Source organism: Afifella sp. H1R (assembly GCF_021462425.1).
Taxonomy (GTDB): Bacteria; Pseudomonadota; Alphaproteobacteria; order Rhizobiales; family Afifellaceae; genus Afifella; species Afifella aestuarii.
Window position 1 is genome coordinate 819,744 of sequence record NZ_JAKEDY010000002.1, and the last position, 24,631, is coordinate 844,374.

Genomic DNA, 24,631 nt, shown 5'->3' on the forward strand with positions numbered 1-24,631 from the left:
CGTCAGTTCCGTGCGAGATAGCTTGCAAGCCGCGTCTTCAGGATGCCCGCAAGGGTCTCGGCGACCCGGTCCTCTGCGTCGCGCTCCGCCCGCAGCTTTGCGAATGCCTGGCTGGAGCGGTCATAGGACGCGACCGTGTTCAGGACGGCACCCAGCACCTGGTGACCCGTCGAAATGTCGAAGAGACGATATTGCAGGCGCCCGGAGAGCTGATAGGCGGTCGGAACACCAGTCACGGCCTCGATGCCGACAGAGCTCGAGTTGAGCGCGAGCGTATATTCGAGCCGATATTGCGGAGGGACGGTTTCGCCGTCCTGGAGGCCGAACAGCAGCGAGTTTCGGAACACCTGTTCCGGCCGCGTGGTCGGCATTTCGACCTCGATGGCGCGGAGTTCTTCTTGAACTGACCGACCGCTCGCATCGGGCGCATAAAGCGGTCGGACGGTGCAGCCGGCGACGACGCCGGCTGCAAGAAGGATGAGAAATCCGCGCCTAGCCGACCACATTCACGATCCTCCCAGGAACGACGATCACCTTGCGTGGGGGACGACCTTCCAGAAACCGCTGGACCGTCTCAGAGGCAAGTGCAGCCGCCTCAATCGTCTCTTTCGATGCGTCCCTGGCGACGACGAGATCGTCGCGCTTCTTGCCGTTCACCTGCAAGGGGAGGGTGACTTCGTCCTCGCGAAGAAGAGCTGCATCGGCCTCCGGCCAGGCCGTTTCGGCGACAAGCTTGTCGTGCCCGAGCGTCTGCCAGCAGGCTTCCGCCAAATGCGGCATGAAGGGTGCGCTCAAGAGTACGAGGGCCTCCAGGGCCTCCCTGTGAGCCCACCGACCCGAGTCGCGATCGCCGCTATCGTGACTGCCGATCTGGTTCGCCAGATCGTGCACGAACGCAATGGCGCGGTTGAAGCGCAGGTTCTCGATCGCGTCGGTCACATCGCGGATTGCGGCATGTGTCGCTCGCCTCAGGGCCTCGTCAGCTTCGCTGAAGCTCGATGGCAGAGCCGACCCGGCCGGCGGCAGAGCGTCTTGTGCCGAGGTCACGAGCCGCCAGACCCGCTGCACGAAGCGATGGGCGCCTTCGACGCCCGCTGCCGACCATTGCACGTCGCGTTCGGGCGGCGAGTCCGACAGCATGAACCAGCGAGCGGTGTCGGCGCCATAGTTGCGGCTGATCTCTTCAGGACCGACCGTGTTGCGCTTCGATTTCGACATCTTCTCGATGGGACCGATCTCGACGGCCGCACCCGTCTTCGCATGTCGCGCGCGCCGCGCCCCTTCCGTCTCTTCCACAACCACATCTTCAGGCGGCAGGAACGGTCCGTTCGGTTCGCGATAGGTTTCGTGCACCACCATGCCCTGCGTGAAGAGGCCAGCAAACGGCTCTTTCAGGTCGAGATGGCCGGTCTTCTGCATGGCCCGCACGAAGAAGCGGGAATAGAGAAGATGCAGGATCGCGTGCTCAATACCGCCGATATACTGGTCGACCGGAAGCCAGGCGTCGGCAACATCCGGGATGGTCGGCGTGTCAGCCTTCGGTGCCGTAAAGCGGGCGAAATACCACGAGGAATCTACGAAAGTGTCCATCGTGTCGGTTTCGCGCCGGGCCGGCTTGCCGCATTTCGGGCAGTCGACATTCTTCCAGGTCGGATGACGATCGAGAGGATTGCCGGGCTTGTCGAAATCGATGTCGTCCGGGAGTTGGACCGGCAGATCCGCAATCGGCACCGGCACCGATCCGCAGCTCTCGCAATGGATCATCGGGATCGGGCAACCCCAATAACGCTGCCTGGAAATGCCCCAATCGCGCAACCTGAAGTTGACTTCACGGGCTGCCTGAGGGCCGTCCCCGACCGTGCGGGCTTCCAGGCGACGGGCAACCGCGTCCTTGCCTTCCTCGATGGTCATGCCGTCGAGGAAGTCGGAATGGAACAGGCGTCCAAGTCCGGTATAGGCTTCGTCCGTAACGGCAAAAGTCTCGGGATCGGCGTCTTCCGGCTTCACCACCGGCTTGACCGGCAGGCCGTAGCGGTTGGCGAAATCAAGGTCGCGCTGATCGTGTGCCGGGCATCCGAAGATCGCGCCGGTGCCGTAACCCATCAAAACGAAATTGGCGATGTAAACGGGAAGGACCGCTCCCCCGATGAAGGGATGGCGGACCCTGAGACCCGTGTCGTAGCCGCTCTTCTCCGCCGTTTCGATCGCCTCCGCGGACGTGCCGCGGCGATGACATTCGGCGATGAAGGCGGCGGCCTTCTCGTCCGTCGCCGCGAGCTTTGCCGCGAGCGGATGGTCGGGGGAGAGCGCCATGAAGGCGGCGCCGAAGAGGGTGTCCGGACGGGTGGTGAAGACTTCCAGATACGCTTCGTCGGCGGGTGTGTCGTCGGCGAACTCGAAGCGGACCTTCAGCCCTTCGGAGCGGCCGATCCATTTCTCCTGCATGACGCGGACTTTTTCCGGCCAGCGGGAAAGGCCCTTCAGCTCTTCGAGAAGATCATCGGCGTAATCGGAGATGGCGAAGAACCACTGCGTCAGCTCGCGCTGCTCGACGACGGCTCCCGAGCGCCAGCCGCGGCCGTCGATCACCTGCTCGTTGGCGAGCACGGTCTGGTCGACGGGATCCCAGTTCACCTTGGCGCTCTTGCGCTTGACGAGGCCGGCTTCCAGGAAATCCAGGAAAAGCCGCTGCTGCTGGGCGTAATAATCCACGTCGCAGGTGGCGAACTCCCTGGACCAGTCGATCGAAAAGCCCATCAGCTTCAGCTGGTCGCGCATCGTGGCGATGTTCGCGTAGGTCCATTCCTTGGGATGGACCTTGTTCTGCATGGCAGCGTTCTCCGCCGGCATGCCGAAGGCGTCCCAGCCCATCGGGTGCAGCACGTTGTAGCCGCGGGCACGCCGATAGCGGGCGACCACATCGCCCATCGTGTAGTTGCGGGTGTGACCGATATGGATGCGTCCCGACGGGTACGGGAACATCTCCAGGACGTAATATTTGGGCCGTGGATCCTCGTTGGAGCAGCGGAAAAGGCCGCGCTCCTCCCAGATGGATTGCCAGTAAGCCTCGACGTTTCGGGGATTATAACGCTCTGTTGACGCAGTCATGAACGGCATGGTTGTTGGGAACGGGCGAGCCGCCTTTGCAGCGGCCGAAGAGCTTCAACACGATTGCCAGAGCCGGTCAACCTCGCCGCGCGGCGATCGGTTGTGCGCACAGTGCGGGTAGGACATGGACAAGGCAAACAAAGAGCACGAGGCGTTGGCTGAGATCAGACGCCGGGTCGACGCTGCGGCGCGTGAGGCGGGGCGTGATCCTGAAAGCGTGACGCTGGTCGCCGTCAGCAAAACCTTCGATGCGGACGAGATCGAGCCCGTCATCGCCGCCGGCCAGCGCGTCTTCGGCGAGAACCGCGTGCAGGAGGCGGCCGGGAAATGGCCGGCTTTGCGTGAGGCGACGCCGGACGTGACGCTGCATCTGATCGGGCCATTGCAGTCAAACAAAGCTTCCCAGGCCGTGGAGCTTTTCGACGCCATCCATTCCGTCGACCGCGACAAGATTGCCGGTGCGATTGCCAAGGAGATCGCGGCCCAGGGGCGATCGCCGGAGCTCTTCGTTCAGGTCAACACCGGCGAGGAGCCGCAGAAGGCGGGCATTACGCCGCGGGAGACGACAGATTTCGTCCGCCGCTGTCGCGATGAACACGGACTTGAGATCTCAGGTCTCATGTGCATTCCGCCGTTCGAGGAGGCGCCCGGGCCGCATTTCGCGCTCCTGGCAAAGCTTGCCGGCAAGCTCGGTCTCAAGAAGCTCTCGATGGGCATGAGCGCCGACTTCGAGACGGCGATCGCGCTCGGCGCCACCCATGTGCGCGTCGGCAGCGCGATCTTCGGCTCAAGGCCGCGTCCCTGAGCGGTCGCTCGCTGTCGGTCCTCACACGCGCTTCGGGCGACCGGCATCTGCCGGCGCCAGGATGACCATCTGCGTCCTCTCCGACAGAAACGGCAGGATCCGGCGCATGGCCGAGCGTGGTATGGCGACACAGCCTTCCGTCGCTTGAAGACCGGGCCGCGCGAGGTGGAAGAAGATGGCACTCCCCATCCGTCGCTGCCGTGGCGCGGTGTTGTGGGAGAGGCCGATCACCGCATCATAGAGCCCGTCCGGTCGCCACATCGCTTCTGCCGAGATGCTGACGGGCAGGCGCACGGCGCGATTGTAGGCGGGCGAGGTGGGCTCGTCGCACCAGCCGTCGCTTCGCCGCAACACGATCGTCGGAAGCTGCGAGCGCGGCATTGGCGGCCTTCTGTCGGGCCGCAGGGCGCACCATTCGAGGACATAGCGCCCGATGGGGCTCTTCCCGTCGCCTTCGCGCTTCTGCTTCGCGTGCGTCACGCCAGTGCGGCCGATGGCGCAGCGCAGGGTGAGGCCGCGAAACGTCAGCAAGGCGGCGTGCGGAGGGCTCGGCAACGGCCGCACATAGATGCGTTCAGGGTCGGCGGATTGAGGCGCCGTGCGGCGTGACGACGCGGCAGCCCGTTTCGGCTGTTTGCGGCGCGATTGTGGGCGAAAGCGGGGGTCGGGAGGCAACATTGTTCAAGAATGCGTGCTTGATGGGCTGAGGTGCAAGGCTGGCGAGGGCAGGGAACTTAGCCTAAATTGCAAAATTGACGATTCCGGGCGGAGATAAGGCGCGAATGACGGCCAGACGAATTCTCATTGTCGATGATGACAAGGAACTCTGCGGAGCATTGACGGAGCAGCTCGCGCTTTACGAGGAGTTCGAGCTCGCTTCGGCAACGACCGCTGCGGCCGGCATCAAGAGCGCCAAGGAAACCCATGTCGATCTCATCATCATGGACGTCGAATTGCCGGACATGGACGGACGAGAAGCCGTCAAATTGCTGCGCAAGAGCGGCGTCAATGTCCCGATCGTGATGCTGACCGGGCACGATACCGATTCCGACACCGTGCTCGGCCTCGAGGCCGGGGCCAACGATTACGTCGTGAAGCCGTTTCGTTTCGCGGTCCTCCTTGCTCGTATCCGGGCGCATCTGCGCCAGCACGAACAAAGCGAGGATGCGACCTTCGCCATCGGTCCCTACACGTTTCGTCCCGCCGCAAAAGTCCTCCTCGACGCGTCTGGCGGAAAGGTCCGCCTGACGGAAAAAGAGACGGCGATCTTGAAATATCTCTACCGCGCCAGCGAGGCGACGGTGTCCCGTGACACGCTTCTTTCGGAAGTGTGGGGCTACAATTCCGGGGTCACCACCCATACGCTCGAGACCCATATCTACCGCCTCAGGCAGAAGATCGAGAAGGATCCTTCGAACGCCGAGATCCTCGTCACCGAGGCCGGCGGCTACAAGCTTGCACGCACCTAGGAGAGCCGCGTGAGCCTCGGATCCGACGTCCAGCTCCTGCACGAATCCGCCTTCTTCAGGGGCTTCGAGGACGATCATCTGCGCTTGATCGCCTTCTCGGCGGAAAGCCGGCATGTGCGCAAAGACGAGGTCGTGGTGGAAGCGGGGCGGCCGCAGCACTCGGCCTATCTCGTCAGTGAGGGCCTCCTCCTTGCGCGCAGCGACCGCCGGGGCGGCGAGGAAGAGGGACGACCGGCGCGGCGCTTCGAGCGAGGCGCCCTCATCGGCGATCTCGCACTCATCACCGAGATGAAGGCGCACGAGACCATCGTCGCAGCGGAAAATTCCAGCGTGCTGCAGATCCGCCGGTCGATGTTCAAGCGGCTTCTGGACGAATATCCGGATATCGCCGAAGCCTTGCGCGACAAGCTGACGGAAGGGCTTGCCGACACGGTCGAGGAGATCAAACGGGCCGGGCTGCGCCTCGGCACTGCGGGATCATAAGCCCTTCGTTGTCTGGACGTTTCAGGCTTCGGCGAAGGTCGCGATCACGGGTACGTGGTCGGAGGGCCGTTCCCATCCGCGCGCTTCCTTGATGACCTTGATGCCTTGCGCACGGGCGGCCACATCGGTTGCTGCCCAGATATGATCGAGACGTCTCCCACGGTCTGAGGCTTCCCAATTGGGCGAGCGATAGCTCCACCAGGTGAAGAGCTTGTCCTCCGGCGGGACGAACCGGCGCATGACGTCGACCCACGGGCCGGCCGCCTGGAAGCGCAGGAGCCCCTCCGTCTCGACGGGGGTGTGGCTCACGACTTTCAGGAGCTGGCGGTGCGACCAGACATCGGTCTCGAGCGGGGCGATGTTGAGATCCCCCACCAGGATGGAGCCGGGCTGTGCCAGCCTCTCTGCGGCCTGCGTCAATTCCTCGATGAAGGCGAGCTTGTGGGCGAATTTCACGTTCTTGTCGGGGTCCGGCTCGTCGCCACCCGCCGGGACGTAGAAATTGTGCAACGTCACATGCTGCTGGCCGGACTCGACCTTTGCCTCGATGTGACGGCAATCGATGCGGTCGCAGAAATGATTGCGATCGACGCCGAAGAGGGGACGTCGCGAGACGATGGCGACGCCGTTGTAGCCCTTCTGCCCGGAGAGGGCGAGGTGGGGGTAGCCCGCCTCGCGGAAGGCCTTCTCCGGGAAGAGAGCGTCCGGGCATTTGGTTTCCTGCAGGCAGAGCACATCCGGCTCATGCTCGGCAAGAAACTGAAGAATGAGACCGATGCGCAGACGCACCGAATTGATGTTCCAGGTGGCGATTGAGAGTGACATCTCTTCCGAATGGCCTGCCGTGACACGGAAATCCAGTCGCTGCGCGCGAGGTCAACAGGAAAGCCCAGAACTTTTCTGAAATAGAAAGGCGCCCAAGCGTGGAGCCTGGGCGCCTTCGCGGGAACGAACCGGATAAAATCCGGCTGATCAGACCCGAGCGAGACGGGGGGCGTTGTATCGGCCGGGTCGATCTCCGCGGCGGAGAGATGGGGCTTCTTGTCGCTGAGACAACCCCAGCTTCCGACACAAAGATTTGTAGCCTGAAAGAAAGGCGAAAAAAATATCTCTCAGAAAGATTTAATCACCAAGAGACCGCTCGCGGGCGCGGTTCGTGACGCCGCTGTAGTTGATCTTGAAAAGCTCCGGCGAAAGCGGTCGGCCGGTCTCCACATTGTAGAGCGCGACCGTGGTGTCGAGGCCCTGTGCATCGCGCACCGTCCATTGACGAAGCTCGTAAGTGGACGGATCGAAAAACAATGTGAGCGTCCCGCCGCCGAACTGCGCATCGTCGACGACGACTACCTGGATCAGATCGGATTCGACCTGAACGCCGCGCACCCGGCTCGACTTGGCGAGATTGAGCTGATCGTCGAGGAGGAATTTGAGGGGCGTTTTGGACAAAGGCCACAAATCGTCGGTCTTCATGCTCGCATCGCGCACGAGAACCGATTTGCCGTCCGACTTCACCTTCAGCTTGGAGGGCGGGTCGTAGTCGAAAAGGATCCGGCCGGGACGCTCGATATAGAACTTGCCCTGGCTCTTCTCGCCGGTCGGGCCGAACTGGATGAACTCGCCATGCATCGTCTTGAGATTGGCGAGCTTGGCTGAGATCGACGCCAGCGCCTGCTGCTGGTCTGCGGTGAAGGCAAAGGCGGAGCCGGCGGCGAGGCCGAGCGCCACGACGCCGACGGCCATGGCGGCGAGTGTCTTCGATAGAATGCGCATCAGATCCTCCAAGGATCGCAAAGGTCGTGAACCGGAAATGTCGGGCATGAAAACGGTAAGACCAGCCAAAGGTGGCGGAAATCCGCTCAGGCTGCCTCCTCGCCGACCAGGATCTCACGCTTTCCTGCGTGGTTGGCCGCGCTGATCAGCCCTTCGTTTTCCATGCGTTCGATAATGGAGGCGGCGCGGTTGTAGCCGATCGAGAGCCGCCTCTGGACATAAGAGGTCGAGGCCTTGCGGTCGCGCAAGACGATGGCGACCGCCTTGTCGTAGATATCGTTGGAATCGTCGGACCCGGCGAGTGCGTCCCAACCCGTTTCGCCTTCCGCTTCCTCGTCGGTGATGGCGTCGCGGTAATCGGGCACGCCCTGGCCCTTCAGATGCGCCACGACCTCTTCGACCTCCTCGTCGCTGACGAAGGGGCCGTGCACGCGCTGAATGCGGCCGCCGCCCGCCATGAAGAGCATATCGCCCTGGCCGAGGAGCTGTTCGGCGCCCTGCTCGCCAAGGATGGTGCGCGAATCGATCTTCGAGGTGACCTGGAAGGAGACGCGGGTCGGGAAGTTCGCCTTGATCGTGCCGGTGATGACATCGACCGAGGGGCGCTGCGTCGCCATGATGACGTGAATGCCGGCGGCGCGGGCCATCTGGGCGAGACGCTGCACGGCGCCTTCGATCTCCTTGCCCGCCACGATCATCAGATCGGCCATCTCGTCGATGATGACGACGATATAGGGCATCGGCTCGAGCTCGAGCTCTTCGGTCTCGAAGATCGCCTCGCCCGAATCGTGGTCGAAGCCGGTCTGCACGGTGCGGCGAATCACTTCGCCCTTCTTCTTTGCCGTGGCGATGCGCTGGTTGAAGCCGTCGATGTTGCGGACGCCCACCTTCGACATCTGCTTGTAGCGCTCTTCCATCTCACGGACGGTCCATTTGAGCGCGACGACCGCCTTCTTCGGGTCGGTGACGACGGGGGTGAGGAGGTGCGGGACGCCGTCATAGACGGAGAGTTCCAGCATCTTCGGGTCGATCAGGATGAGGCGGCACTGCTCCGGCGTCAGCCGGTAGAGGATCGACAGAATCATCGTGTTGATCGACACCGATTTGCCGGAGCCCGTGGTGCCGGCGACGAGCAGGTGAGGCATCTTGGCGAGATCGGTGATGACGGGTTCGCCGCCGATCGTCTTGCCGAGCGCGAGCGCCAGGCGTGCCCGGCTCTTCTCGAAATCGACCGAGCCCAGGATCTCCTTGAGGAAGACGGTTTCACGGCGGGCGTTCGGCAATTCGATGCCGATGACATTGCGCCCGGGGATGACGGCGACGCGGGCCGCGATCGCGCTCATGGAACGGGCGATGTCGTCGGCGAGGCCGATGACACGCGAGGATTTGATGCCGGGCGCGGGCTCAAGCTCGTAAAGCGTGACGACCGGTCCGGGGCGCACATTGATGATCTCGCCGCGCACGCCGAAATCTTCCAGGACGCCTTCCAGAGCGCGGGCGTTCTTCTCCAGGGCTGCGGGGTCGTGATTGAGGCTGCCCTTGGGGTCCGGATCGGCGAGCATGTGCAGGGGCGGGTGTTCGTAGCTGTCGGAGGGCAGAAGCGACGGCTGCGACTCGCGCTTGGCGCGACGGCTCGGCTTCAGTTTCGGCGCCGGCGCAGTGACGAGCGAGGAGGCCTGCGGCTCCTCGTAGGTCTCTTCGTCGTCGTAGTCTTCTTCCTCATAGGCGTCGAACGGCGCCTCGCTTGCGGCCAGCGAAGGTTCGTGGCGGGTGCCCGCGATGGTGGCCGGGCGCTCGGAACGTTCCAGCGCTGCGCGCACGGCGCGATGCGAGCCGCGACGCAGACCACGGCTCACCGCAGAAAGCGCTGAAAAGCCGTGATGCATGACGAAGCCTGCGACCACGGACAGGCCGCCGCGCGGCGCGTCCTCATCGGAGAGGTCGATGTCGTCCTCGTCCTCGGCTTCATCAAGGGCTGCGGGGGTGTTCATCGGCGCGTGGGCCGCGTCACCGATCGGACGGGACCTCGCAGCGGCAAAGAGAAGGCCCAGGCCGATGCCGGTCGCCAGGACGCCGATCGCCGCGCGCATGCCGATGATGAGAGGATCGCCAAAGATCCAGGTCGGCAGGCGCAGCATGATGTCGCCGACCGCGCCGCCGATGCCGATCGGGAGAGGCCATGATTGCGGCACCGGCAGACAGGCGAGTGCCAGCGCCGTAACGGCCGTTCCCGCAAGCCAGAAGCCCAGCTGCTGGAAGGGCTGGGCGGGGACACGCATGCGCAGAAGCGCCAGCGCCAGAAGCGCGGGCGGCAGAAGGAGCGCGATGATGCCGAGCCCGAAGAACTGCATGGCGAGGTCAGCGAAGTTCGCCCCCCATGCCCCGAGGAGATTGCCGACAGGCGCATCGGTGATGTTCGAGAGGCTCGGGTCTGCGACCTTCCAGGTGGCCAGAGACAGCACCATCATCGCCAGCAAAAGGAAGAGCACGAAGCCCGCCAGCTGCACGATGCGCCGAACCGCCATGCGACGGAGGGCATAGGTGGAATGGAAAAACTCGCTGCTTGCGCCGAAGGCCATGGGAGATCGTTCGTCCCTGCGTTGGTGGACTTCCGCGACAATAGGCGGGCTGGGTTAAACGCTTGTTAACCAGAGCGGCCCTGAGCGCCCTTGCAAAATAAAACGGCCCGGGCGTGGTGCCCGGGCCGCATCGCAGAAAGCTTTGAGTGGAATTTAGACGCGCTGCGAGCCGACGCCGAATTCCGGGTAGGCTTCGACGCCGATTTCCACCGCGTCCAGACCCAGAGCCTCTTCTTCCTCGCTGACCCTGAGGCCGACGGTGAATTTGAGGACGAGCCAGATGATGGTGCTGACGACGACGCAGAAGACGCCGATCGAGGCGATGCCGATCGCCTGGGTGACGTAGTTCGTGTCGGCGTTGGACAGCGGCACGATGATCGTGCCCCAGATGCCGGCGACGAGGTGGACCGGGATGGCACCGACGACGTCGTCGATCTTCAGCTTGTCGAGGAGCGGCACGACCAGGACCACGATGAGGCCACCGACGGCGCCGACGAAGAGAGCGGTCGGCACGGTGGGGGCGAGCGGTTCGGCCGTGATCGAGACGAGACCGGCGAGGGCGCCGTTGAGGGCCATCGTCACGTCGACCTTCTTGTAGACGACCTGGGTGAGGATCATCGCCACCACGACGCCGGACGCGGCGGCGAGGTTGGTGTTGACGAAGATGCGCGAGATCGCAGAGGCGTTCTCGAACCCGTCAAGGGCGAGCTGGGAGCCGCCGTTGAAGCCGAACCAGCCGAGCCAGAGGATGAAGGTGCCGAGCGTGGCGAGCGGGATCGAGGAGCCGGGGAAGGGGTGCACGGCGCCGTTCGGCCCGAACTTGCCGCGGCGGGCGCCCAGAATGACCGCGCCGGTCAGGGCACACCAGCCACCGACGGAGTGGACGAGCGTGGAACCCGCGAAGTCGGAGAAGCCCATCTCGGACAGCCAGCCACCGCCCCACTGCCAGGAGCCGGTGATCGGATAGATGATGCCGGTCAGGATCACGGTGAAGATCATGAACGGCCACAGCTTGATGCGCTCGGCGAGCGTGCCGGAGACGATGGAGGCTGCGGTGGCACAGAACACCATCTGGAAGAACCAGTCGGACGCGGCCGCATAATCGCCGCTCGTCTCACTGGCCGGATCCGGGATCGCCTTCGGGATCGGGACGCCGAAATAGCCGCCGTCCACGTTCATGTACATGAGGTTGTAGCCGATCACCCAGAACATCAGACCTGCGACCGAGTAGAGGCCGATGTTCTTGAGGCACTGCATGGAGACGTTCTTGGAGCGTACGAGCCCCGCCTCCAGCATGGCGAAGCCTGCTGCCATCCACATCACGAGGAAGCCCGTGACGAGGAAGGAAAACGTGTTGAAGGTGAAAGCGATAGCCGCCGCATCGGCGGCCGGAGCAGCCTCGGCCGCAGGCGCTGCAGCGTCCTGTGCCAGGGCCGGCTGCACGGCGGCGATGGCGGCAATGGCCGCAATCGCCGGCACCGCCTTAAGCCAGTGTTTGTTCTTCATGAAGTGTCCCTCTCTCCCGTTCTCCGACGTCATTGTCAGAGAGCCTCCGCGTCGGTTTCCCCGGTGCGGATGCGCACCGCCTGTTCGACGTTGACGACGAAGATTTTGCCGTCGCCGATCTGGCCGCTCTTGGCGGCGGCGGCGATCGCCTCCACCACCCGATCCGCATTGGCGGAATCGACGACGACCTCGATCTTCAGTTTGGGCAGGAAGCTCACCGCGTATTCTGCGCCGCGGTAGATTTCCGTGTGCCCCTTTTGCCGGCCGTAACCCTTCACTTCCGTCACGGTGAGGCCCTGCACCCCAAGCTCCGTGAGGGCTTCACGCACCTCGTCGAGCTTGAAAGGTTTGATGATCGCAATGATCAATTTCATCTCGGTCACAATCTCCCTTTGGCTGGGCCGGCGTGCGGCCGACCATCCGGACGACGCGTCTGGACCGCCGCCTTACGTGACTTTCTTTACAAGCCGCGTGCCAGAATGGGGAACGATTTGCTAAGTGCCCTGAGTCACTTACGGAATCCCCACAAACTGGAGTGGCTTGCAGGTCGCGTCGTGAAAAGTGCCTACGAGATGTGCAAAATTGCAGTTTTGCCCAAAGTTGCGCCAGTGAATGCGGCGGCAGGGCGGCGCAAAGACGGCAGAAGAGAGTAGTGGGGCGCGTCTCTTCGCCAAGGGCAAAAATAAAACCCGGCCGCAGTGCGGCCGGGTCGTTCGATAACGTGCTCGCGGGTGTTTACTGAACCACTTCGCCGTGGAGATTGACGTCGAGACCCTCGGTTTCGACTTCCGGCGAGACGCGGGTGCCGACCGTGATATCGATGACTTTCAGGATCACGAACGAGCAGATGGCCGTCCAGGCGATCGTCGCCGCGATGCCGTAGACCTGCGTCATCACCTGGCCCGCATTGCCTTCGATGAGGCCCGGCGTGCCCCCGATCGCTTCGCGGGCGAAGACGCCGGTCAGAAGCGCTCCGACGATGCCGCCGACAGCGTGCACGCCGAAGGCGTCGAGCGAATCGTCATAGCCGAGCATCGGTTTCAGCCAGACCACCGCCCACAGGCAGACGAGGCCGGCGGCCGCGCCGATGATGAGCGCCCCGGTCGGATCGACGAAGCCCGAGGCCGGGGTGATGGCGACAAGGCCTGCCACGGCGCCGGAAATGATGCCGAGGACGCTCGGCTTGCCGCGCACGGCCCATTCGCCGAACATCCAGGCAAGAGCTGCGGTTGCCGTCGCGATCTGCGTCACCGCCATCGCCATGCCGGCGGTGCCGTTGGCGGCAAGCGCGGAGCCCGCGTTGAAGCCGAACCAGCCGACCCACAGAAGCGAGGCGCCGATGATCGACAGGACGAGGTTGTGCGGCGCCATGTTCTCCGAGCCGAAGCCGCGGCGCTTGCCGAGAACGAGGGCTGCCACGAGGCCGGCGACACCGGCATTGATGTGGACGACCGTGCCGCCCGCGAAGTCGAGCACGCCCGCATTGGCAAGGAAGCCGCCGCCCCAGACCCAGTGGGTGACGGGGGCATAAACGATGAGGCTCCACAAGCCGATGAACCACAGCATGGCCGAGAACTTCATGCGGTCGGCGAAAGCGCCGGTGATGAGGGCCGGCGTGATGATCGCGAAGGTCATCTGGAAGGTCATGAAGACCGTCTCGGGGATGGTGCCGCTCAAAGCGTCGCTGCCGACGCCCGCCAGAAGCATTTTCGACAGGCCGCCGACATAGGCGTTGAAGGCGCCTCCGTCGGTGAAGGCCAGCGAATAGCCGCATACCATCCACAGAACCGTCGCCAGGCAGCAGATGGCGAAGCTTTGCATGGCGGTCGCCAGAACGTTCTTCCTGCGCACCATGCCACCGTAAAACAGGGCGAGCCCGGGTATCGTCATCATCAGCACGAGTGCGGTCGATGTCAGCATCCAGGCGGTGTCGCCGCTGTCGAGGGCCGGCTCTGTCGCGTCCTGGGCCCAACTCGGCTCAGCACCGAGCAAGGCGAAGGCGCCGATCAGGCCCGCCCCCCATAAAATTCCCCGCTTGTTCATTGACTGTCCTCTCTCCCAAAAGCCTGTTGCCGTCAGAGCGCCTCGTTGTCGGTCTCTCCCGTGCGGATGCGGACCGCCTGTTCGACGTTGACGACGAAAATCTTGCCGTCGCCAATTTGACCGCTTTCGGCGGCGGCCGTGATGGCTGCGACCGCGCGGCCCGCGCTCGCAGCCTCGACGACGACTTCGATCTTCAGCTTCGGCAGAAAGCTGATTGCATATTCCGTGCCGCGGTAAACTTCCGTGTGTCCCTTCTGGCGTCCGTAGCCCTTCACCTCAGAGACGGTGAGGCCCTGGACGCCGATTTCGGTAAGCGCATCGCGCACTGCATCGAGCCGGAAGGGCTTGATGATCGCCATGATCAGTTTCATCGCTTCGATCTCCCCAGCTGCGGCGGCGCGGGCGAGCTCAGCGCTGCCCGTTCTTTGTGCCGCCGTGGTTGCGCCTGCCACTATCGACGCTCCCGCAAGGATGCGGGCTGCGGCATAATGCTTGAGCATTCGCCGCGCCGAAAGGCAGGGCTTCCCTGGGTTCTGGAGAGACGAGAGATGCGATCCGCGCCCTCAGGCGCGTCAATTGCCTAAAAAAGCATCACTCTTTTCGGGGGCGCGGCCGGATGAGACCTTCCTGGGCAACGGAGGCCACAAGCGTGCCATCACGCGTGTAGATCGCGCCGAGCGACAGGCCGCGGGCGGAGGAGGCCGACGGGCTCGTCTGGGTGTAGAGAAGCCAGTTGGTGGCGTCGAAGGGGCGATGGAACCACATCGCATGGTCGAGGCTTGCCACCTGCATGTCGACGGAGAAAACCGAACGTCCATGCGGAAAGAGCGCCGTATCGAGGAGCGTCATATCCGAGGCGTAAGCGAGGGCGCATTTGTGCAGGGCACTGATGGCCGGGATCGGCCCGTTGGCGCGGAACCACACGTCCTGGCGCGGCGGCAGGGCACGCCGTGCCACGTAATGATCGAGATCGACGGGACGGAATTCGATCGGGCGCTCGCGGCTCCAATAGGCTTTGACCGCGTCCGGCGCCTGGCTCTTCATCACCAGCTCTTTGAACTCGGCCTCCGACATCAAATCCTCAGGGGCCGGTACGTCCGGCATGGGTCGTTGATGCTCAAAGCCGTTTTCTTCCTTCTGGAAGGACGCCGACATGGTGAAGATCGCTTCGCCATGCTGGACGGCGATGACGTTGCGGGTCAAAAAGCTCGAGCCGTCCCGGATGCGGTCGACCTCGTAGATGATCGGCACCGTGGGATCGCCGGGGCGCAGGAAATAGCCGTGCAGCGAATGGGCGTGGCGATCGAGAGGCGCGGTGCGCGTGGCCGCAACCAGGGCCTGTCCGATCACCTGGCCGCCGAAGACGCGCTGCCAGCCCACCTGCGGGCTGCGGCCCCTAAAGAGGTTGTGCTCCAGCGTCTCCAGGTCGAGAATGTCGAGCAAGGTTTGAATTCCGTCCGTCATGTTGATGAACCCGGAGCATAATCCTAAGGCGGGATCGGCAGAGCCGAAGCGGGCGCAACCGTTGTCGCGCGGCGCCTGGAAGTCAAGAAGGGCGGAAGCCTGAACAGAGATGGCGGCCTCGTCGTCGCCGATAAATGAAAGAAGAGGGCGAGAATGGCGGACAGCAAGCGTGCGGATGTGGTGATTGCGGGTGGTGGGTCGGCCGGGCTTACGGCGGCGCTTGCCATCAAGCGCGGCGCGCCGGACCTCGATGTCATGCTCATCGATGCCGCCGGGAGAAAACCTGCCGGCGCCGATCAAAGGGCTTCCGCGATCGCGGCGGCGGCCAAGCGCATGCTCGATACGCTCGGTGTCTGGGGGCACGTGGCCGACGAGGCGCAGCCGATCAACGCCATGGAGATCACCGACAGCGCCACCAGCGATGCCGTGCGCCCGATTTTTCTCACCTTCCAGGAGCCGCTCTCCGATGGCGAACCCTTCGCCCATATGGTGCCGAATGGCGTTTTGACCGGGGCCTTGCAGGACGCGAGCGTTGCGGCGGGCATCGAGATCATCGCCCCGGAGACGGTGCGCGACTTCACCGTCGAGGGAAGCTCAGTCACGCTCTCGCTTGGCTCCGGCAAACGGGTCGATGCGCGCCTTCTCGTCGCTGCCGACGGCGTGCGCTCGGGGCTGCGCGGCAAGGCCGGGATCGCCACCGTCTCCTGGCGCTACAAGCAGATGGCGATCGTGGTCACGGTCGCGCATGAGCGGCCCCATCACGGTGTCGCCCGCGAGCATTTTCTGCCCACGGGCCCCTTTGCCATTCTGCCGCTCAAGGGCAACCGGTCCTCTCTCGTCTGGACCGAACGCGAGGCCGACGCCAAGAAGCTTCTCGCCGAAGACGAGTTCGTGTTTCAGATCGAGCTGGAGCGGCGCTTCGGCCATCATCTCGGCGAGCTTTCGCTCGACGGTCCACGGCAGGGCTATCCGCTCGGGCTCACGCTGGCGCGCGATTTCGTGCGGCCCCATTTCGCGCTTCTCGGCGATGCGGCGCACGGCATTCATCCGGTTGCCGGCCAGGGGCTCAATCTCGGTTTCCGGGATGCGGCAGCCCTTGCGGAGATCGTCGTCGACGCCAATCGCCTCGGCCTCGATATCGCGCATATCGAGACCTTGAAGCGCTATGAACAATGGCGGCGGTTCGACAGCTGGCAGATGGGCGTGACGACCGATGTCCTCAACCGGCTCTTCTCCAAGGAAAACAAGATGCTGCGGACGGCCCGCTCGGTCGGCCTCGGGATCGTCGACCGTCTGCCCTTCCTGAAGCAGAATTTCATCAAAGAGGCGGCTGGTCTTGGCGGCGAACTGCCCCGGCTGATGCGCGGCGAGGCGCTTTAGCACAGAGGGATGCGCTAGAAGCCTGTCGTTCGTCCCGGATCGGCTGAGAGCGGGGCTCCCGCTCTCTCGCTGCGGCTCTGTCGTGCCGCCTCGCGGAAAAGCGCGCGCATGTCCTGAAGCGCCTGTCTGAGCGGTGCCTCGTCGCGGCGCGCTTCGGCGAGGGCAATGCCGCCCTGCCACAGAATCAAGGCTTTGGCCGCAGATGCCTGAGCGTCGGCCGGGCGCGCGCCGATGCGCGCAAGCTCGTTTGTGAGCCAGGCTTCGAGATGGGCGAGGATTGCGGCGGCCCGTGCCGATGCCTCGGGAGCCGGATCGCGAAACTCCGCCGAGGCTCTGCGGATCGGACAGCCGCGCTCGGTGCGTGTCGCGACGGAATGCGACAGAAGATCGACGAGGGCGGCGAGACGCGCATCAGGTGAGTCCGCAGCTGCGGCGATCTCCTCGAGCGCCGCCTGCATCTGCTCGGCCATGATCGCGGCGACCGCCTCGGCGAGAGCCGACTTGGAGCGAAAATAATAATAAATGTTGCCGAGCGGAATGCCCGCTGCCGCACCGATCTCGGCGAGCGAGGTCGCCGCAAAACCCTTTTGCCAGAAAAGATCGGCAGCGGCGTTGACGAGCCGCTCGCGGCTTTCCGCGCCGCGCTTTTTTGCCACCTGCGCCCCCCTGCTTCCGCCTAATCTTCCAGGCGACGGGCCTCTTCCTCAAGCAGAATTGGAATGCCGTCGCGGATTGGATAGGCAAGCCTGGCAGCGCGGCTGACGAGCTCCTGTCGCTCGCGATCGTATTCGAGCGTCGTGCGGGTGACCGGGCAGACGAGAATCTCCAAGAGCTTCGGATCGACCTGACGCTGGCTTGACGTTTCATCCGGCGGTCTGGCGGCCTCTTCGCGCATCATCCTGTCCTCCTGCATGTCCTCGTCTCGGCCGACTATTGCACGGGGGCCTGATCGTGCGAGCCTGCCAGCGACAATTCGGCGATGGCGATCAATGTCTCCGCCCGCTCTTTCAGGCTCGGCGCCTCCAGAAGCGCCTGCTTTTCGGCCGGGCCCCACGGGCTCATCATGCACAAAGCCGTGAGCAGGCCGACATTCGAGGCGCGTTCCACGCTCTCCCAATCGGCTTCGAGGTCGTGGGCGGTGAGATAGCTGCGGAAAGCCGAAAGAAGAGCCGCCCGATCGATCTCCTCCTCGCCCTGGCGCGGCTGAAAGTCAGACGTGAACTTCTCAAAACACACCTGACAGGCGCGGTAGTCCGCTTCCGTTTCCAGCTCCTGCCGGATCACGAAGCGCGATACACCGGTGAGGGTCACGAGATAGCGGCCGTCGCCCGTTTCGGCGATCTGGGTCAGCCGCCCGGCGCAGCCCACCTGGCAGAGAGGGGCCGTGTGACAATCCTCGCTGCACCCGATCACCGGCTGGATCATCCCGATGAGCCGCTCTCCGCGCAGCGCGTCGTCGATCATGGCGACGTAGCGCGGCTCGAAGATGTTCAGCGGCAATTGTCCACTCGGCAGCAGCAAAGCGCCGGAGAGCGGAAACACCGGGATCCGGTCGGGAAGGTCGGATGGATCTCTGTAACAGCGATTTCCGGCCTGGATGGCCATTCGCAACACCTCGTCGAATGCTTTCCAGTCTAGAACTAGGCGAAAAGCAGAGACGACAAGCGCTGACGGGACTTAGCCGTCGCCGGATCCTTGGTTCCCCAGGCTTCGAAGAACTGCACAAGCTGCTTGCGCGCCGCCTGATCGTTCCATTCGCGGTCGCGGCGCACGATCTCCAGGAGACATTCCGCCGCGCCCGTACGATCACCACGTGCATTGAGGATGAGTGCAAGGTCGAAGCGTGCCTGATGGTCTGCGGGATCCTGCTCGAGCCGCACTTTGAGAGCGTTGGGGTCGCCGAGGCTTTCAGATTGCTCCGCGAGTTCGAGTGCCGCACGTGCCTGCACGAGAGCTTCGTTACTGGCGAGCGCCGGTTCGATCCCGTCGAGCAGCCCCCGGGCCGCGTCAAGATTGTGGAGGCTGATCTCGCAGCGCACGAGGCCGGCCAGGGCTGCCGCGTTCTCCGGCTCTTCCTGCAGCGTCTGGGCATAGAGATTGGCAGCCCCTGCCGGATTGCCGCCTTCGAGTTCGGCATCTGCCGCGGCGAGGGCCGCCTCGGCGGAACTCGGCCCGACGGGGCCCGCAATCCGTTGCAGGAAATCCATCACCTGGCTTTCGGGAAGAGCGCCCATGAAGCCGTCGAGAGGTTGGCCGTCCTTGAAAGCGATCACGGCCGGGATGGAGCGAATCCCGAGCTGGCCGGCGATCTCCGGGTGATCGTCGATGTTCATCTTGACGAGCTTCACCTTGCCGCGGGCCTTCTTCACCGCGGCTTCGAGGATCGGCGTCAGCTGCTTGCACGGGCCGCACCAGGGGGCCCAGAAATCGACCAGAACCGGAACCTCGCGCGAGGCCTCCATAACGTCGACGCGAAAGGCCTGCGTTGTGGTCTCCTTGATGAGCCCGGAGGCGTCGTTTTGGGACTGCGGGGCGCTCGTCTGGCCGCCGAGGATGAATCCTTCTGCGCTCATTTGCGGCTTCCTTCCATGTGTCGTGGCGATATGTGGCGATCGTAGCCGGGAAAGCAATTGGGTCAGGCGTCGCCTTGACGGGCGATGTCGCCGCGCACCCGCCTGTCGCTCGAACTTTCATCCGAGATGGCGAGTTCAAGGATGGGGCGTGTCCATGAGACGGGCCCGGAGGCGGGCTCCTGACCAACGACCCGCGCGCCCATCTTTTCGTAGAAGGCCTGCGCCGGCGGATGCGAGATGATCTTGATGGCACGGATGCCGCGCGCGGCCGCTTCACGCTTCAAATCGGCGATGAGGGCGGCACCCAGCCCGGTTCCCTGCGCCTCGTCGGCGACGAAGAGGAGGTCGAGCTCAGGCGCCGGCGTCGTCGTCAGGCTGTAATAGCCCAGGATTTTGCCGGCCTGTTCCGCCAGGACAAAGATGTCCTCGGCGATCTGGGATTCACTGATCGCATAGCCGTCCAGCATCGCCCGGTAGGCTCCGCGATAGGCGGTGGAGGCCTGCGTCAGGGCGTTGAGGGCGGCGCGGTCGTGCTCTTCAGCGCGACGCAGGATGATCGGATCAGGCCGCATCGCCGGACGCGGCAAGGATTTGCGGCTCGTGGCCGGTCGCCTTCAGAAACGTGAAGAGATCGTCGCGGCCGATCTTGGTCGTCGCGGTGTTTTCCAGCGGGTGGAAGTTCAAGACGTCGTAGGAGAGGAGAGGTTCGTCCAGGATGACGGTGACGCGCTGCTCCGTGTCGTTGATGACGGAGAACGGCGTGACGGAGCCGGGGCGCACCCCCAAGAGCTCTTCCAAAAGCTCCGGCTTGCCGAAGGAGAGGCGCGCCGAGCCGAGCCGCTTATGAAGCGTCTTCATATCGATCTCGGCGTCTTCCTTGGCCACGAGCAGAAAGACCTGGTCCTTCTTGTCCTTCAAGAAGAGGTTCTTGGTGTGGGCGCCTTCGATCGTGCCGCGCAGGCGTTTCGATTCCTCCACGGTGAAGAGCGGCGGGTGTTCCATCGTTTCCGTCGAAATGCCGATCTCTTCGAGGAACGCCATCAGTTCGGCGCGACCTTTCGCCATGTCTCTTGCCCCGCAAGCTTCGTAAAGGCGTCGCCATAACCAAGGCCGGACACGGGCACAAGCCAAGGCGGCGGCGACAGGCCCCGGCGGGCCGTGCGCAGGAGAGAGGAGGGTGGAAGAGCGGCCGATCTCCGTCCGAGAAAATTGTTCTCGCGATCAACGCATTTCAGGTGTTGCAATGGCCAATCGCTTGCGCCATATAGGCGACCGCTCCCGCCGCACGGCGGCGCAGCGATGGATGCGGGTGTAGCTCAGGGGTAGAGCACAACCTTGCCAAGGTTGGGGTCGTGGGTTCGAATCCCATCGCCCGCTCCAGTTTCTCAAGAAAATCAAAGGGATTGAATGGCGACCCTCAGGGCGTCACCCTTGATTTTTTTTCAAAGATTCCACCGTCGGTTTTCTGTCAGCGGGATGTGTTGGTCGGGGCGACGTCGGTCGTTGCCTTCGAAACCGGCACCCCTGTGTCTGTAGCCTCGATGGTCTGCATCTGCAGAGGTGCGGAAAAGGCGAGTGGAGAAAGAGCTGCGCGCTCCCTCGATCGCGTCTGTGCCTGCCTCAAGCCCGAACCGATCCGAGTTGCTGATGTGCCAGCCGGCCCGCAGAGACGTTGCGGGCTTCATGACGCGGTTTTGACGAAATCGACGAAAGCCCTCACGGGTGCAGGAAGCAGGCGGCGGCTTGGATAATAGAGAAAAGGACCGCTGAAGCTCTGCCACCAGGGTTTCAGTACTGGCTCCAGAAGCCCTTTTTTCAAATATGGGGCCAGCCAGCCTTCGAAGAGATGGATGATGCCGATGTCGGCAATGGCCGTTTCAACGATGAGATCGCTGGAGCCGCCGGCCTGCACCGTCAAGGGACCGGACGGATCGATTCGCAGAACTTCACCGTCGCGTTCGAATTCCCATGTCGCCATGACGCCGCTCGGAAAACGAGCGCAAAGACAGGCGTGAGATAACAAATCGCGAGGATGCTCCGGTGTGCCGCGGCGTTTCAAATAGCCAGGGCTGGCCGCAGTCGCAAAACGCTGCGATCGCGGTCCGATCGGAACGGCAATCATGTCGGCTTCGAGGCGTTCTTCGTATCGGATGCCTGCATCGCATCGAGACGCCATGAGATCGGCATAGCTCTCGTCGACCACCACCTCCACACGGATATCCGGATATACGGCCAGGAAGGGTGGAAGGATCGAAGGCAGGATCAAGCGCGTCGCAACCGTCGGCACGTTGAGGCGAACGGTGCCGGCGGGACGATCCCGATAGCCGTTTATGACTTCGAGCGCCGCATCCATTTCGGAAAATGCTGGCGCCAGTCGTTCCAGAAGCCGGCTGCCCGCATCGGTCAGGGCCACGCTGCGTGTCGTCCTATTGAAGAGGCGAACGCCGAGTTCATCCTCAAGACTTCGCACCGTCTGGCTGAGCCAGGACGGACTTTTCCCATTCAGTCGCGCGGCGTCGCGAAAGCCGCCTGCCCTCGCCACATCGACGAAAATCCTGAGCTCATTAGGCTCAATCTTCATTGTTCACTACACCATACAGCCTGTTCGGATTGTGCCGTATTGTTTGTGCAGGATCAACGCGCCACCTATCGAGGATCGCGTATGAGGAGATGATCCGATGACAAAGATTGCTTTGGTGACCGGCGGAAGCCGTGGTCTCGGGAGGAGCGCCGTTATCAATCTCGCCAAGAGCGGCGTGGATTCAATTTTCACTTATCATTCAGCGGAATCGGAAGCGAAGGATGTCGTTGTGTCGGCGGGGAGGGCGGGCGCCCAGGCCATCGCCCTCAAACTCGATACCGGTAACACGGGCAGCTTCGACGATTTCGTCGCGCAGGCGAAAGACGCGCTGAAGCAGCTCGGAACGAACAAAATTGATTATCTTGTCAACAATGCCGGTATTTCGAACCACACGGCGTTCTCCGATGTGACACCTGACGAATTGGACAAGCTATACAACGTCAATTTCAAGGGTGTGTTCTTCCTTACTCAGAAACTTCTGCCGCTCATCAATGACGGCGGGAGCATCATCAACATCTCGTCGGGCGTCACCCGTTTCGTCAATCCGGACAGCGTCGCGTATGCGGTGTTCAAGGGCGCCGTAGAAGTCTTCACGCGATATCTGGCGCATGACCTGGGCAAGCGGAACATCAACGTCAATACGGTCGCTCCGGGTGCTATTCAGACCGATTTCAGCGGCGGCATCGTTCGGGACAACCCAGACGTCTACAAGATCGTCTCCGAGATGACGGCGCTCGGTCGCCCCGGGCTGCCGGAAGACATTGGCAAGATGATCACGTCGCTCCTTTCCGATGGAAATCACTGGATTAATGCGCAGCGCATCGAAGTCTCCGGTGGCATGCGCCTGTGAAGGATCGGTGATAACGACGGCTCTCTCCTGCTTGTGCAGGCAGAGAGCGCAACAGGCCGGATAATGCGAATTTGACAGAAAGACCTTTGGTGACGCACGCAGGCCGCGGTCTCGGTAAGGCCGTCGTGGAAAGCTGTGCGGCGATGGCGAGGCAGTGCTCGATCAGTTCATTTATGATCGCGCGGACGATCACGCCCATCGGCTTTGGTCGTTCCGGTCACGCAGCCAGCCGCGGCCGTGCCATGGCGTTCCGAAGCTGCCGTGCGAGTTCGTCGAATATCGCGCCGCGAGCCCCATTCGCTCTGTGAAGGGTGATCGCAAAGGATGGCAACGGCGGAAGGCCTGCATCTTCTGAGATGATGTCGAAATCGGCAGGAACGGTGCTCGCCAGCCAGGCGGAGATGGCGAGGTCCATTTTGACGATGATGCGCGTCGCGTCGAGCCCACCGGTCTCAAACACCATGCGGCTGGCAAGCTTCTCTTCCGCAAGCGCCTCCGATACGGCTGGCCGGAACACGCAGGTCTCACCAACAAGCGAGATCGGCAAGGGGGATCGCTTGTGTGCCTGACCGGCGCGGGCTCCGACCCATACGAGACGATCGATCGCCAACACTTCGCCCCCCTCCGAATCGACCGCCCTTTCGATCACTGCAAGGTCCAGGTGTCCGCGCCCGACCATGTCGAGAAGATCCGGCGACGCGGCGCAGACGAGTGTCAGCTCGACCTTCGGAAAAGCCTCGCAGTAGCTCTTCAAGCTGGCTGCGAAGCAGGAGTCGACCAGATCGAAGGGCAGGCCGAGCCGGACCGGGCCAGAGACGTCGCCCCGCTCGATCTCGGACCAGATCTCGTCGTTGGTGATGATCAGGGGGCGGATTCGTCCAAGGAACCTTTCACCGGCGGGCGTAAGCCGCAGGCCGCGCGGGTGGCGCAATAGAAGCGCGGTACCGACCAGGGCCTCGAGCCGTGCGATCTGCTGACTGATCGCGCCCTGGGTCAAATGCAGAATATCGCTTGCTCGCGTCATGCTGCCCTGGTCCGCAACGGTCGCGAAGGTCCGGAGAAGGGCGATGTCGAGATTGCGCGCCATGTCTCATTAATGACACTAATATCGAGCTTTAGCAAGATTAGCTTCGCTGCATCCACTCGGGACGGTAACGAACGGGGCCCTGCAACTGGATCGCTCGTGATGGACGCCCTCGCTTCCCTCTTGCTGTTTGCCCTCATCGCAACCGCCAGCCCTGGTGGCGCCACGACGTTGGCTACGATCTCCGGTGCCAATTTCGGCTTCCGTCAGTCGCTTCCGTTGATCGTCGGCATCTCGGTCGGCCTGGCCTCGATGGCCGCCTTGGCAGGCTTTGGGTTGGCCGGTCTCCTGCTGACGCTGCCCTCGCTCGCCCTCGGCATGAAGATGGCGGGCTCGGTCTATCTTCTGTGGCTTGCCTGGCAGACCGCTCGCCGTGGCGCGCCACGATTGGACGGCAACGCCAAGCCGAACGGGTTCTTCGCGGGTCTCTGGATGCTCTGGCACAATCCGAAGGGATGGGCGATGACGACGGGCGCGGCCGCCGCCTTTGTCGCGATGGCGTCCAGTCCGGGCCAACTCGGTGTGCTGCTTGGCACCGTGTTCGGTACCTTCGCTCTCGCCTCTCTCTCCTTTTGGTGCGTGGCGGGCTTGATGCTCGCCCGTGCGGTCCGCAGCGACGGACAGTGGCGCATCCTCAACAGGGCGCTCGGCCTGCTTCTGGCATGCTCCGTCGTGCCCGTCTGGCTCTGAACGCAACGGCGCATTTTAAGGCGCCGTTTCCGCCGCCACGGAACGGTCTGCTTCGAAGCTCACCGGGCGCAAACGCCCAGCGTTGGCCGACGCGGACGGAAGGCCAGCGGGGCCCGGGATGTGACAATCCGGAAATCGCCTTTCTCTCACCCGCAGCTCTCCCGGCTTTGTACGGGTGAGATAAATATGACACATTTAGTTAGGTTTTATCCTGCGGACGGCGTTGTGCCATCTGCAAATGTTGAC

The 24,631-nt window shown here is 63.3% G+C and carries 25 protein-coding genes and 1 tRNA gene; 7 read left to right on the forward strand and 19 right to left on the reverse strand.

What is annotated here, in order from left to right; genetic code table 11:
- Positions 1 to 2: 2 nt before the first annotated feature.
- Together lptE and leuS are read right to left on the reverse strand one after the other, a co-directional pair.
- The gene (gene lptE / locus L0F51_RS15385) at positions 3 to 506 is read right to left on the reverse strand and encodes an LPS assembly lipoprotein LptE (protein ID WP_234630042.1); all 504 of its coding nucleotides are present in this window, start codon (positions 504 to 506) and stop codon (positions 3 to 5) included.
- Positions 493 to 3,108: a leucine--tRNA ligase gene (gene leuS, locus L0F51_RS15390; protein ID WP_234630043.1), complete on the reverse strand. Its 2,616-nt coding sequence runs from the start codon at positions 3,106 to 3,108 to the stop codon at positions 493 to 495. The genes lptE and leuS overlap by 14 nt, the downstream gene beginning before the upstream one ends.
- Positions 3,109 to 3,232: 124 nt before the next feature.
- Here leuS and L0F51_RS15395 point away from each other — a divergent pair, with 124 nt between their 5' ends.
- On the forward strand, positions 3,233 to 3,913 hold the full coding sequence (locus tag L0F51_RS15395; protein WP_234630044.1) for a YggS family pyridoxal phosphate-dependent enzyme: 681 nt from the start codon (positions 3,233 to 3,235) through the stop codon (positions 3,911 to 3,913).
- 21 nt (positions 3,914 to 3,934) lie between these two features.
- On the opposite strand, the gene L0F51_RS15400 is transcribed toward L0F51_RS15395, so the two are convergent.
- Entirely contained in the window at positions 3,935 to 4,591 is a 657-nt protein-coding gene (locus L0F51_RS15400; protein ID WP_234630045.1) for a L,D-transpeptidase, read from the reverse strand.
- Between the two features lie 104 nt (positions 4,592 to 4,695).
- Here L0F51_RS15400 and L0F51_RS15405 point away from each other — a divergent pair, with 104 nt between their 5' ends.
- Together L0F51_RS15405 and L0F51_RS15410 are read left to right on the forward strand one after the other, a co-directional pair.
- On the forward strand, positions 4,696 to 5,382 hold the full coding sequence (locus tag L0F51_RS15405; RefSeq protein ID WP_128290476.1) for a response regulator transcription factor: 687 nt from the start codon (positions 4,696 to 4,698) through the stop codon (positions 5,380 to 5,382).
- 9 nt (positions 5,383 to 5,391) lie between these two features.
- Entirely contained in the window at positions 5,392 to 5,865 is a 474-nt protein-coding gene (locus tag L0F51_RS15410; protein ID WP_234630046.1) for a cyclic nucleotide-binding domain-containing protein, read from the forward strand.
- 21 nt (positions 5,866 to 5,886) lie between these two features.
- On the opposite strand, the gene L0F51_RS15415 is transcribed toward L0F51_RS15410, so the two are convergent.
- From L0F51_RS15415 to tesB, 8 genes are all read right to left on the reverse strand, one after another.
- The gene (locus L0F51_RS15415) at positions 5,887 to 6,690 is read right to left on the reverse strand and encodes an exodeoxyribonuclease III (protein WP_234630047.1); all 804 of its coding nucleotides are present in this window, start codon (positions 6,688 to 6,690) and stop codon (positions 5,887 to 5,889) included.
- A 297-nt stretch (positions 6,691 to 6,987) separates the two neighbouring features.
- Entirely contained in the window at positions 6,988 to 7,635 is a 648-nt protein-coding gene (locus L0F51_RS15420; protein ID WP_234630048.1) for an outer membrane lipoprotein carrier protein LolA, read from the reverse strand.
- A gap of 86 nt (positions 7,636 to 7,721) precedes the next feature.
- Positions 7,722 to 10,160, reverse strand: coding sequence for a DNA translocase FtsK 4TM domain-containing protein (locus L0F51_RS15425; protein WP_234630382.1), 2,439 nt, complete (start codon positions 10,158 to 10,160; stop codon positions 7,722 to 7,724).
- A gap of 207 nt (positions 10,161 to 10,367) precedes the next feature.
- A complete protein-coding gene (locus L0F51_RS15430) occupies positions 10,368 to 11,720 on the reverse strand; it encodes an ammonium transporter (protein ID WP_234630049.1) in 1,353 nt (450 codons plus the stop codon).
- Positions 11,721 to 11,755: 35 nt separating this feature from the next.
- A complete protein-coding gene (locus L0F51_RS15435) occupies positions 11,756 to 12,094 on the reverse strand; it encodes a P-II family nitrogen regulator (protein WP_092812142.1) in 339 nt (112 codons plus the stop codon).
- Between the two features lie 361 nt (positions 12,095 to 12,455).
- Positions 12,456 to 13,763 carry an ammonium transporter gene (locus tag L0F51_RS15440; protein WP_234630050.1) on the reverse strand — a complete coding sequence of 436 codons (1,308 nt, stop codon included), beginning with the start codon at positions 13,761 to 13,763 and terminating at the stop codon, positions 12,456 to 12,458.
- 32 nt (positions 13,764 to 13,795) lie between these two features.
- Positions 13,796 to 14,134: a P-II family nitrogen regulator gene (locus L0F51_RS15445; RefSeq protein ID WP_234630383.1), complete on the reverse strand. Its 339-nt coding sequence runs from the start codon at positions 14,132 to 14,134 to the stop codon at positions 13,796 to 13,798.
- 220 nt (positions 14,135 to 14,354) lie between these two features.
- Positions 14,355 to 15,227 (reverse strand): acyl-CoA thioesterase II, encoded by an 873-nt coding sequence (gene tesB, locus L0F51_RS15450; RefSeq protein WP_234630051.1) that lies wholly within the window; start codon positions 15,225 to 15,227, stop codon positions 14,355 to 14,357.
- Positions 15,228 to 15,380: 153 nt separating this feature from the next.
- Between tesB and L0F51_RS15455 the strand changes: the two genes are divergently transcribed.
- Complete coding sequence (locus L0F51_RS15455; RefSeq protein ID WP_234630052.1) at positions 15,381 to 16,607, forward strand: ubiquinone biosynthesis hydroxylase; 1,227 nt, start codon at positions 15,381 to 15,383, stop codon at positions 16,605 to 16,607.
- Between the two features lie 14 nt (positions 16,608 to 16,621).
- On the opposite strand, the gene L0F51_RS15460 is transcribed toward L0F51_RS15455, so the two are convergent.
- The 6 genes from L0F51_RS15460 to L0F51_RS15485 form a co-directional block, all read right to left on the reverse strand.
- Positions 16,622 to 17,263, reverse strand: a complete 642-nt coding sequence (locus tag L0F51_RS15460) for a TetR/AcrR family transcriptional regulator (RefSeq protein WP_234630053.1) — start codon at positions 17,261 to 17,263, stop codon at positions 16,622 to 16,624.
- 20 nt (positions 17,264 to 17,283) lie between these two features.
- The gene (locus L0F51_RS15465; protein WP_370642427.1) at positions 17,284 to 17,505 is read right to left on the reverse strand and encodes a Trm112 family protein; all 222 of its coding nucleotides are present in this window, start codon (positions 17,503 to 17,505) and stop codon (positions 17,284 to 17,286) included.
- A 32-nt stretch (positions 17,506 to 17,537) separates the two neighbouring features.
- A complete protein-coding gene (locus L0F51_RS15470) occupies positions 17,538 to 18,212 on the reverse strand; it encodes an LON peptidase substrate-binding domain-containing protein (RefSeq protein ID WP_234630054.1) in 675 nt (224 codons plus the stop codon).
- Between the two features lie 35 nt (positions 18,213 to 18,247).
- Positions 18,248 to 19,180, reverse strand: coding sequence for a thioredoxin (gene trxA / locus L0F51_RS15475; protein WP_234630055.1), 933 nt, complete (start codon positions 19,178 to 19,180; stop codon positions 18,248 to 18,250).
- Between the two features lie 62 nt (positions 19,181 to 19,242).
- Entirely contained in the window at positions 19,243 to 19,752 is a 510-nt protein-coding gene (locus L0F51_RS15480; protein ID WP_234630056.1) for a GNAT family N-acetyltransferase, read from the reverse strand.
- The gene (locus L0F51_RS15485; protein ID WP_234630057.1) at positions 19,742 to 20,245 is read right to left on the reverse strand and encodes a prolyl-tRNA synthetase associated domain-containing protein; all 504 of its coding nucleotides are present in this window, start codon (positions 20,243 to 20,245) and stop codon (positions 19,742 to 19,744) included. Before L0F51_RS15485 ends, L0F51_RS15480 begins: the two co-directional genes overlap by 11 nt.
- Before the next feature lie 240 nt (positions 20,246 to 20,485).
- Here L0F51_RS15485 and L0F51_RS15490 point away from each other — a divergent pair.
- Positions 20,486 to 20,560 (forward strand) — tRNA-Gly (locus L0F51_RS15490).
- Positions 20,561 to 20,861: 301 nt separating this feature from the next.
- Here the strand turns inward: L0F51_RS15490 and L0F51_RS15495 are convergent.
- Positions 20,862 to 21,761: a LysR family transcriptional regulator gene (locus tag L0F51_RS15495; RefSeq protein WP_234630058.1), complete on the reverse strand. Its 900-nt coding sequence runs from the start codon at positions 21,759 to 21,761 to the stop codon at positions 20,862 to 20,864.
- A 97-nt stretch (positions 21,762 to 21,858) separates the two neighbouring features.
- Between L0F51_RS15495 and L0F51_RS15500 the strand changes: the two genes are divergently transcribed.
- Positions 21,859 to 22,611, forward strand: a complete 753-nt coding sequence (locus L0F51_RS15500; protein WP_234630059.1) for an SDR family NAD(P)-dependent oxidoreductase — start codon at positions 21,859 to 21,861, stop codon at positions 22,609 to 22,611.
- A 217-nt stretch (positions 22,612 to 22,828) separates the two neighbouring features.
- Here L0F51_RS15500 and L0F51_RS15505 read toward each other — a convergent pair whose 3' ends face one another.
- The gene (locus L0F51_RS15505) at positions 22,829 to 23,698 is read right to left on the reverse strand and encodes a LysR family transcriptional regulator (protein WP_234630060.1); all 870 of its coding nucleotides are present in this window, start codon (positions 23,696 to 23,698) and stop codon (positions 22,829 to 22,831) included.
- Between the two features lie 99 nt (positions 23,699 to 23,797).
- Here L0F51_RS15505 and L0F51_RS15510 point away from each other — a divergent pair, with 99 nt between their 5' ends.
- The gene (locus L0F51_RS15510) at positions 23,798 to 24,385 is read left to right on the forward strand and encodes a LysE family translocator (RefSeq protein ID WP_234630061.1); all 588 of its coding nucleotides are present in this window, start codon (positions 23,798 to 23,800) and stop codon (positions 24,383 to 24,385) included.
- Positions 24,386 to 24,631: the final 246 nt, after the last annotated feature.

Bases quoted from the DNA above. Each gene is read 5' to 3' on its own strand.
- lptE (WP_234630042.1), bottom strand. From the start codon at position 506: ATGTGGTCGGCTAGGCGCGGATTTCTCATCCTTCTTGCAGCCGGCGTC.
- leuS (WP_234630043.1), bottom strand. From the start codon at position 3,108: ATGACTGCGTCAACAGAGCGTTATAATCCCCGAAACGTCGAGGCTTAC.
- L0F51_RS15395 (WP_234630044.1), top strand. From the start codon at position 3,233: ATGGACAAGGCAAACAAAGAGCACGAGGCGTTGGCTGAGATCAGACGC.
- L0F51_RS15400 (WP_234630045.1), bottom strand. From the start codon at position 4,591: ATGTTGCCTCCCGACCCCCGCTTTCGCCCACAATCGCGCCGCAAACAG.
- L0F51_RS15405 (WP_128290476.1), top strand. From the start codon at position 4,696: ATGACGGCCAGACGAATTCTCATTGTCGATGATGACAAGGAACTCTGC.
- L0F51_RS15415 (WP_234630047.1), bottom strand. From the start codon at position 6,690: ATGTCACTCTCAATCGCCACCTGGAACATCAATTCGGTGCGTCTGCGC.
- L0F51_RS15420 (WP_234630048.1), bottom strand. From the start codon at position 7,635: ATGCGCATTCTATCGAAGACACTCGCCGCCATGGCCGTCGGCGTCGTG.
- L0F51_RS15425 (WP_234630382.1), bottom strand. From the start codon at position 10,160: ATGGCGGTTCGGCGCATCGTGCAGCTGGCGGGCTTCGTGCTCTTCCTT.
- L0F51_RS15430 (WP_234630049.1), bottom strand. From the start codon at position 11,720: ATGAAGAACAAACACTGGCTTAAGGCGGTGCCGGCGATTGCGGCCATT.
- L0F51_RS15435 (WP_092812142.1), bottom strand. From the start codon at position 12,094: ATGAAATTGATCATTGCGATCATCAAACCTTTCAAGCTCGACGAGGTG.
- L0F51_RS15440 (WP_234630050.1), bottom strand. From the start codon at position 13,763: ATGAACAAGCGGGGAATTTTATGGGGGGCGGGCCTGATCGGCGCCTTC.
- L0F51_RS15445 (WP_234630383.1), bottom strand. From the start codon at position 14,134: ATGAAACTGATCATGGCGATCATCAAGCCCTTCCGGCTCGATGCAGTG.
- tesB (WP_234630051.1), bottom strand. From the start codon at position 15,227: ATGACGGACGGAATTCAAACCTTGCTCGACATTCTCGACCTGGAGACG.
- L0F51_RS15455 (WP_234630052.1), top strand. From the start codon at position 15,381: ATGGCGGACAGCAAGCGTGCGGATGTGGTGATTGCGGGTGGTGGGTCG.
- L0F51_RS15465 (WP_370642427.1), bottom strand. From the start codon at position 17,505: ATGATGCGCGAAGAGGCCGCCAGACCGCCGGATGAAACGTCAAGCCAG.
- L0F51_RS15470 (WP_234630054.1), bottom strand. From the start codon at position 18,212: ATGGCCATCCAGGCCGGAAATCGCTGTTACAGAGATCCATCCGACCTT.
- trxA (WP_234630055.1), bottom strand. From the start codon at position 19,180: ATGAGCGCAGAAGGATTCATCCTCGGCGGCCAGACGAGCGCCCCGCAG.
- L0F51_RS15480 (WP_234630056.1), bottom strand. From the start codon at position 19,752: ATGCGGCCTGATCCGATCATCCTGCGTCGCGCTGAAGAGCACGACCGC.
- L0F51_RS15485 (WP_234630057.1), bottom strand. From the start codon at position 20,245: ATGGCGAAAGGTCGCGCCGAACTGATGGCGTTCCTCGAAGAGATCGGC.
- L0F51_RS15495 (WP_234630058.1), bottom strand. From the start codon at position 21,761: ATGAAGATTGAGCCTAATGAGCTCAGGATTTTCGTCGATGTGGCGAGG.
- L0F51_RS15500 (WP_234630059.1), top strand. From the start codon at position 21,859: ATGACAAAGATTGCTTTGGTGACCGGCGGAAGCCGTGGTCTCGGGAGG.
- L0F51_RS15505 (WP_234630060.1), bottom strand. From the start codon at position 23,698: ATGGCGCGCAATCTCGACATCGCCCTTCTCCGGACCTTCGCGACCGTT.
- L0F51_RS15510 (WP_234630061.1), top strand. From the start codon at position 23,798: ATGGACGCCCTCGCTTCCCTCTTGCTGTTTGCCCTCATCGCAACCGCC.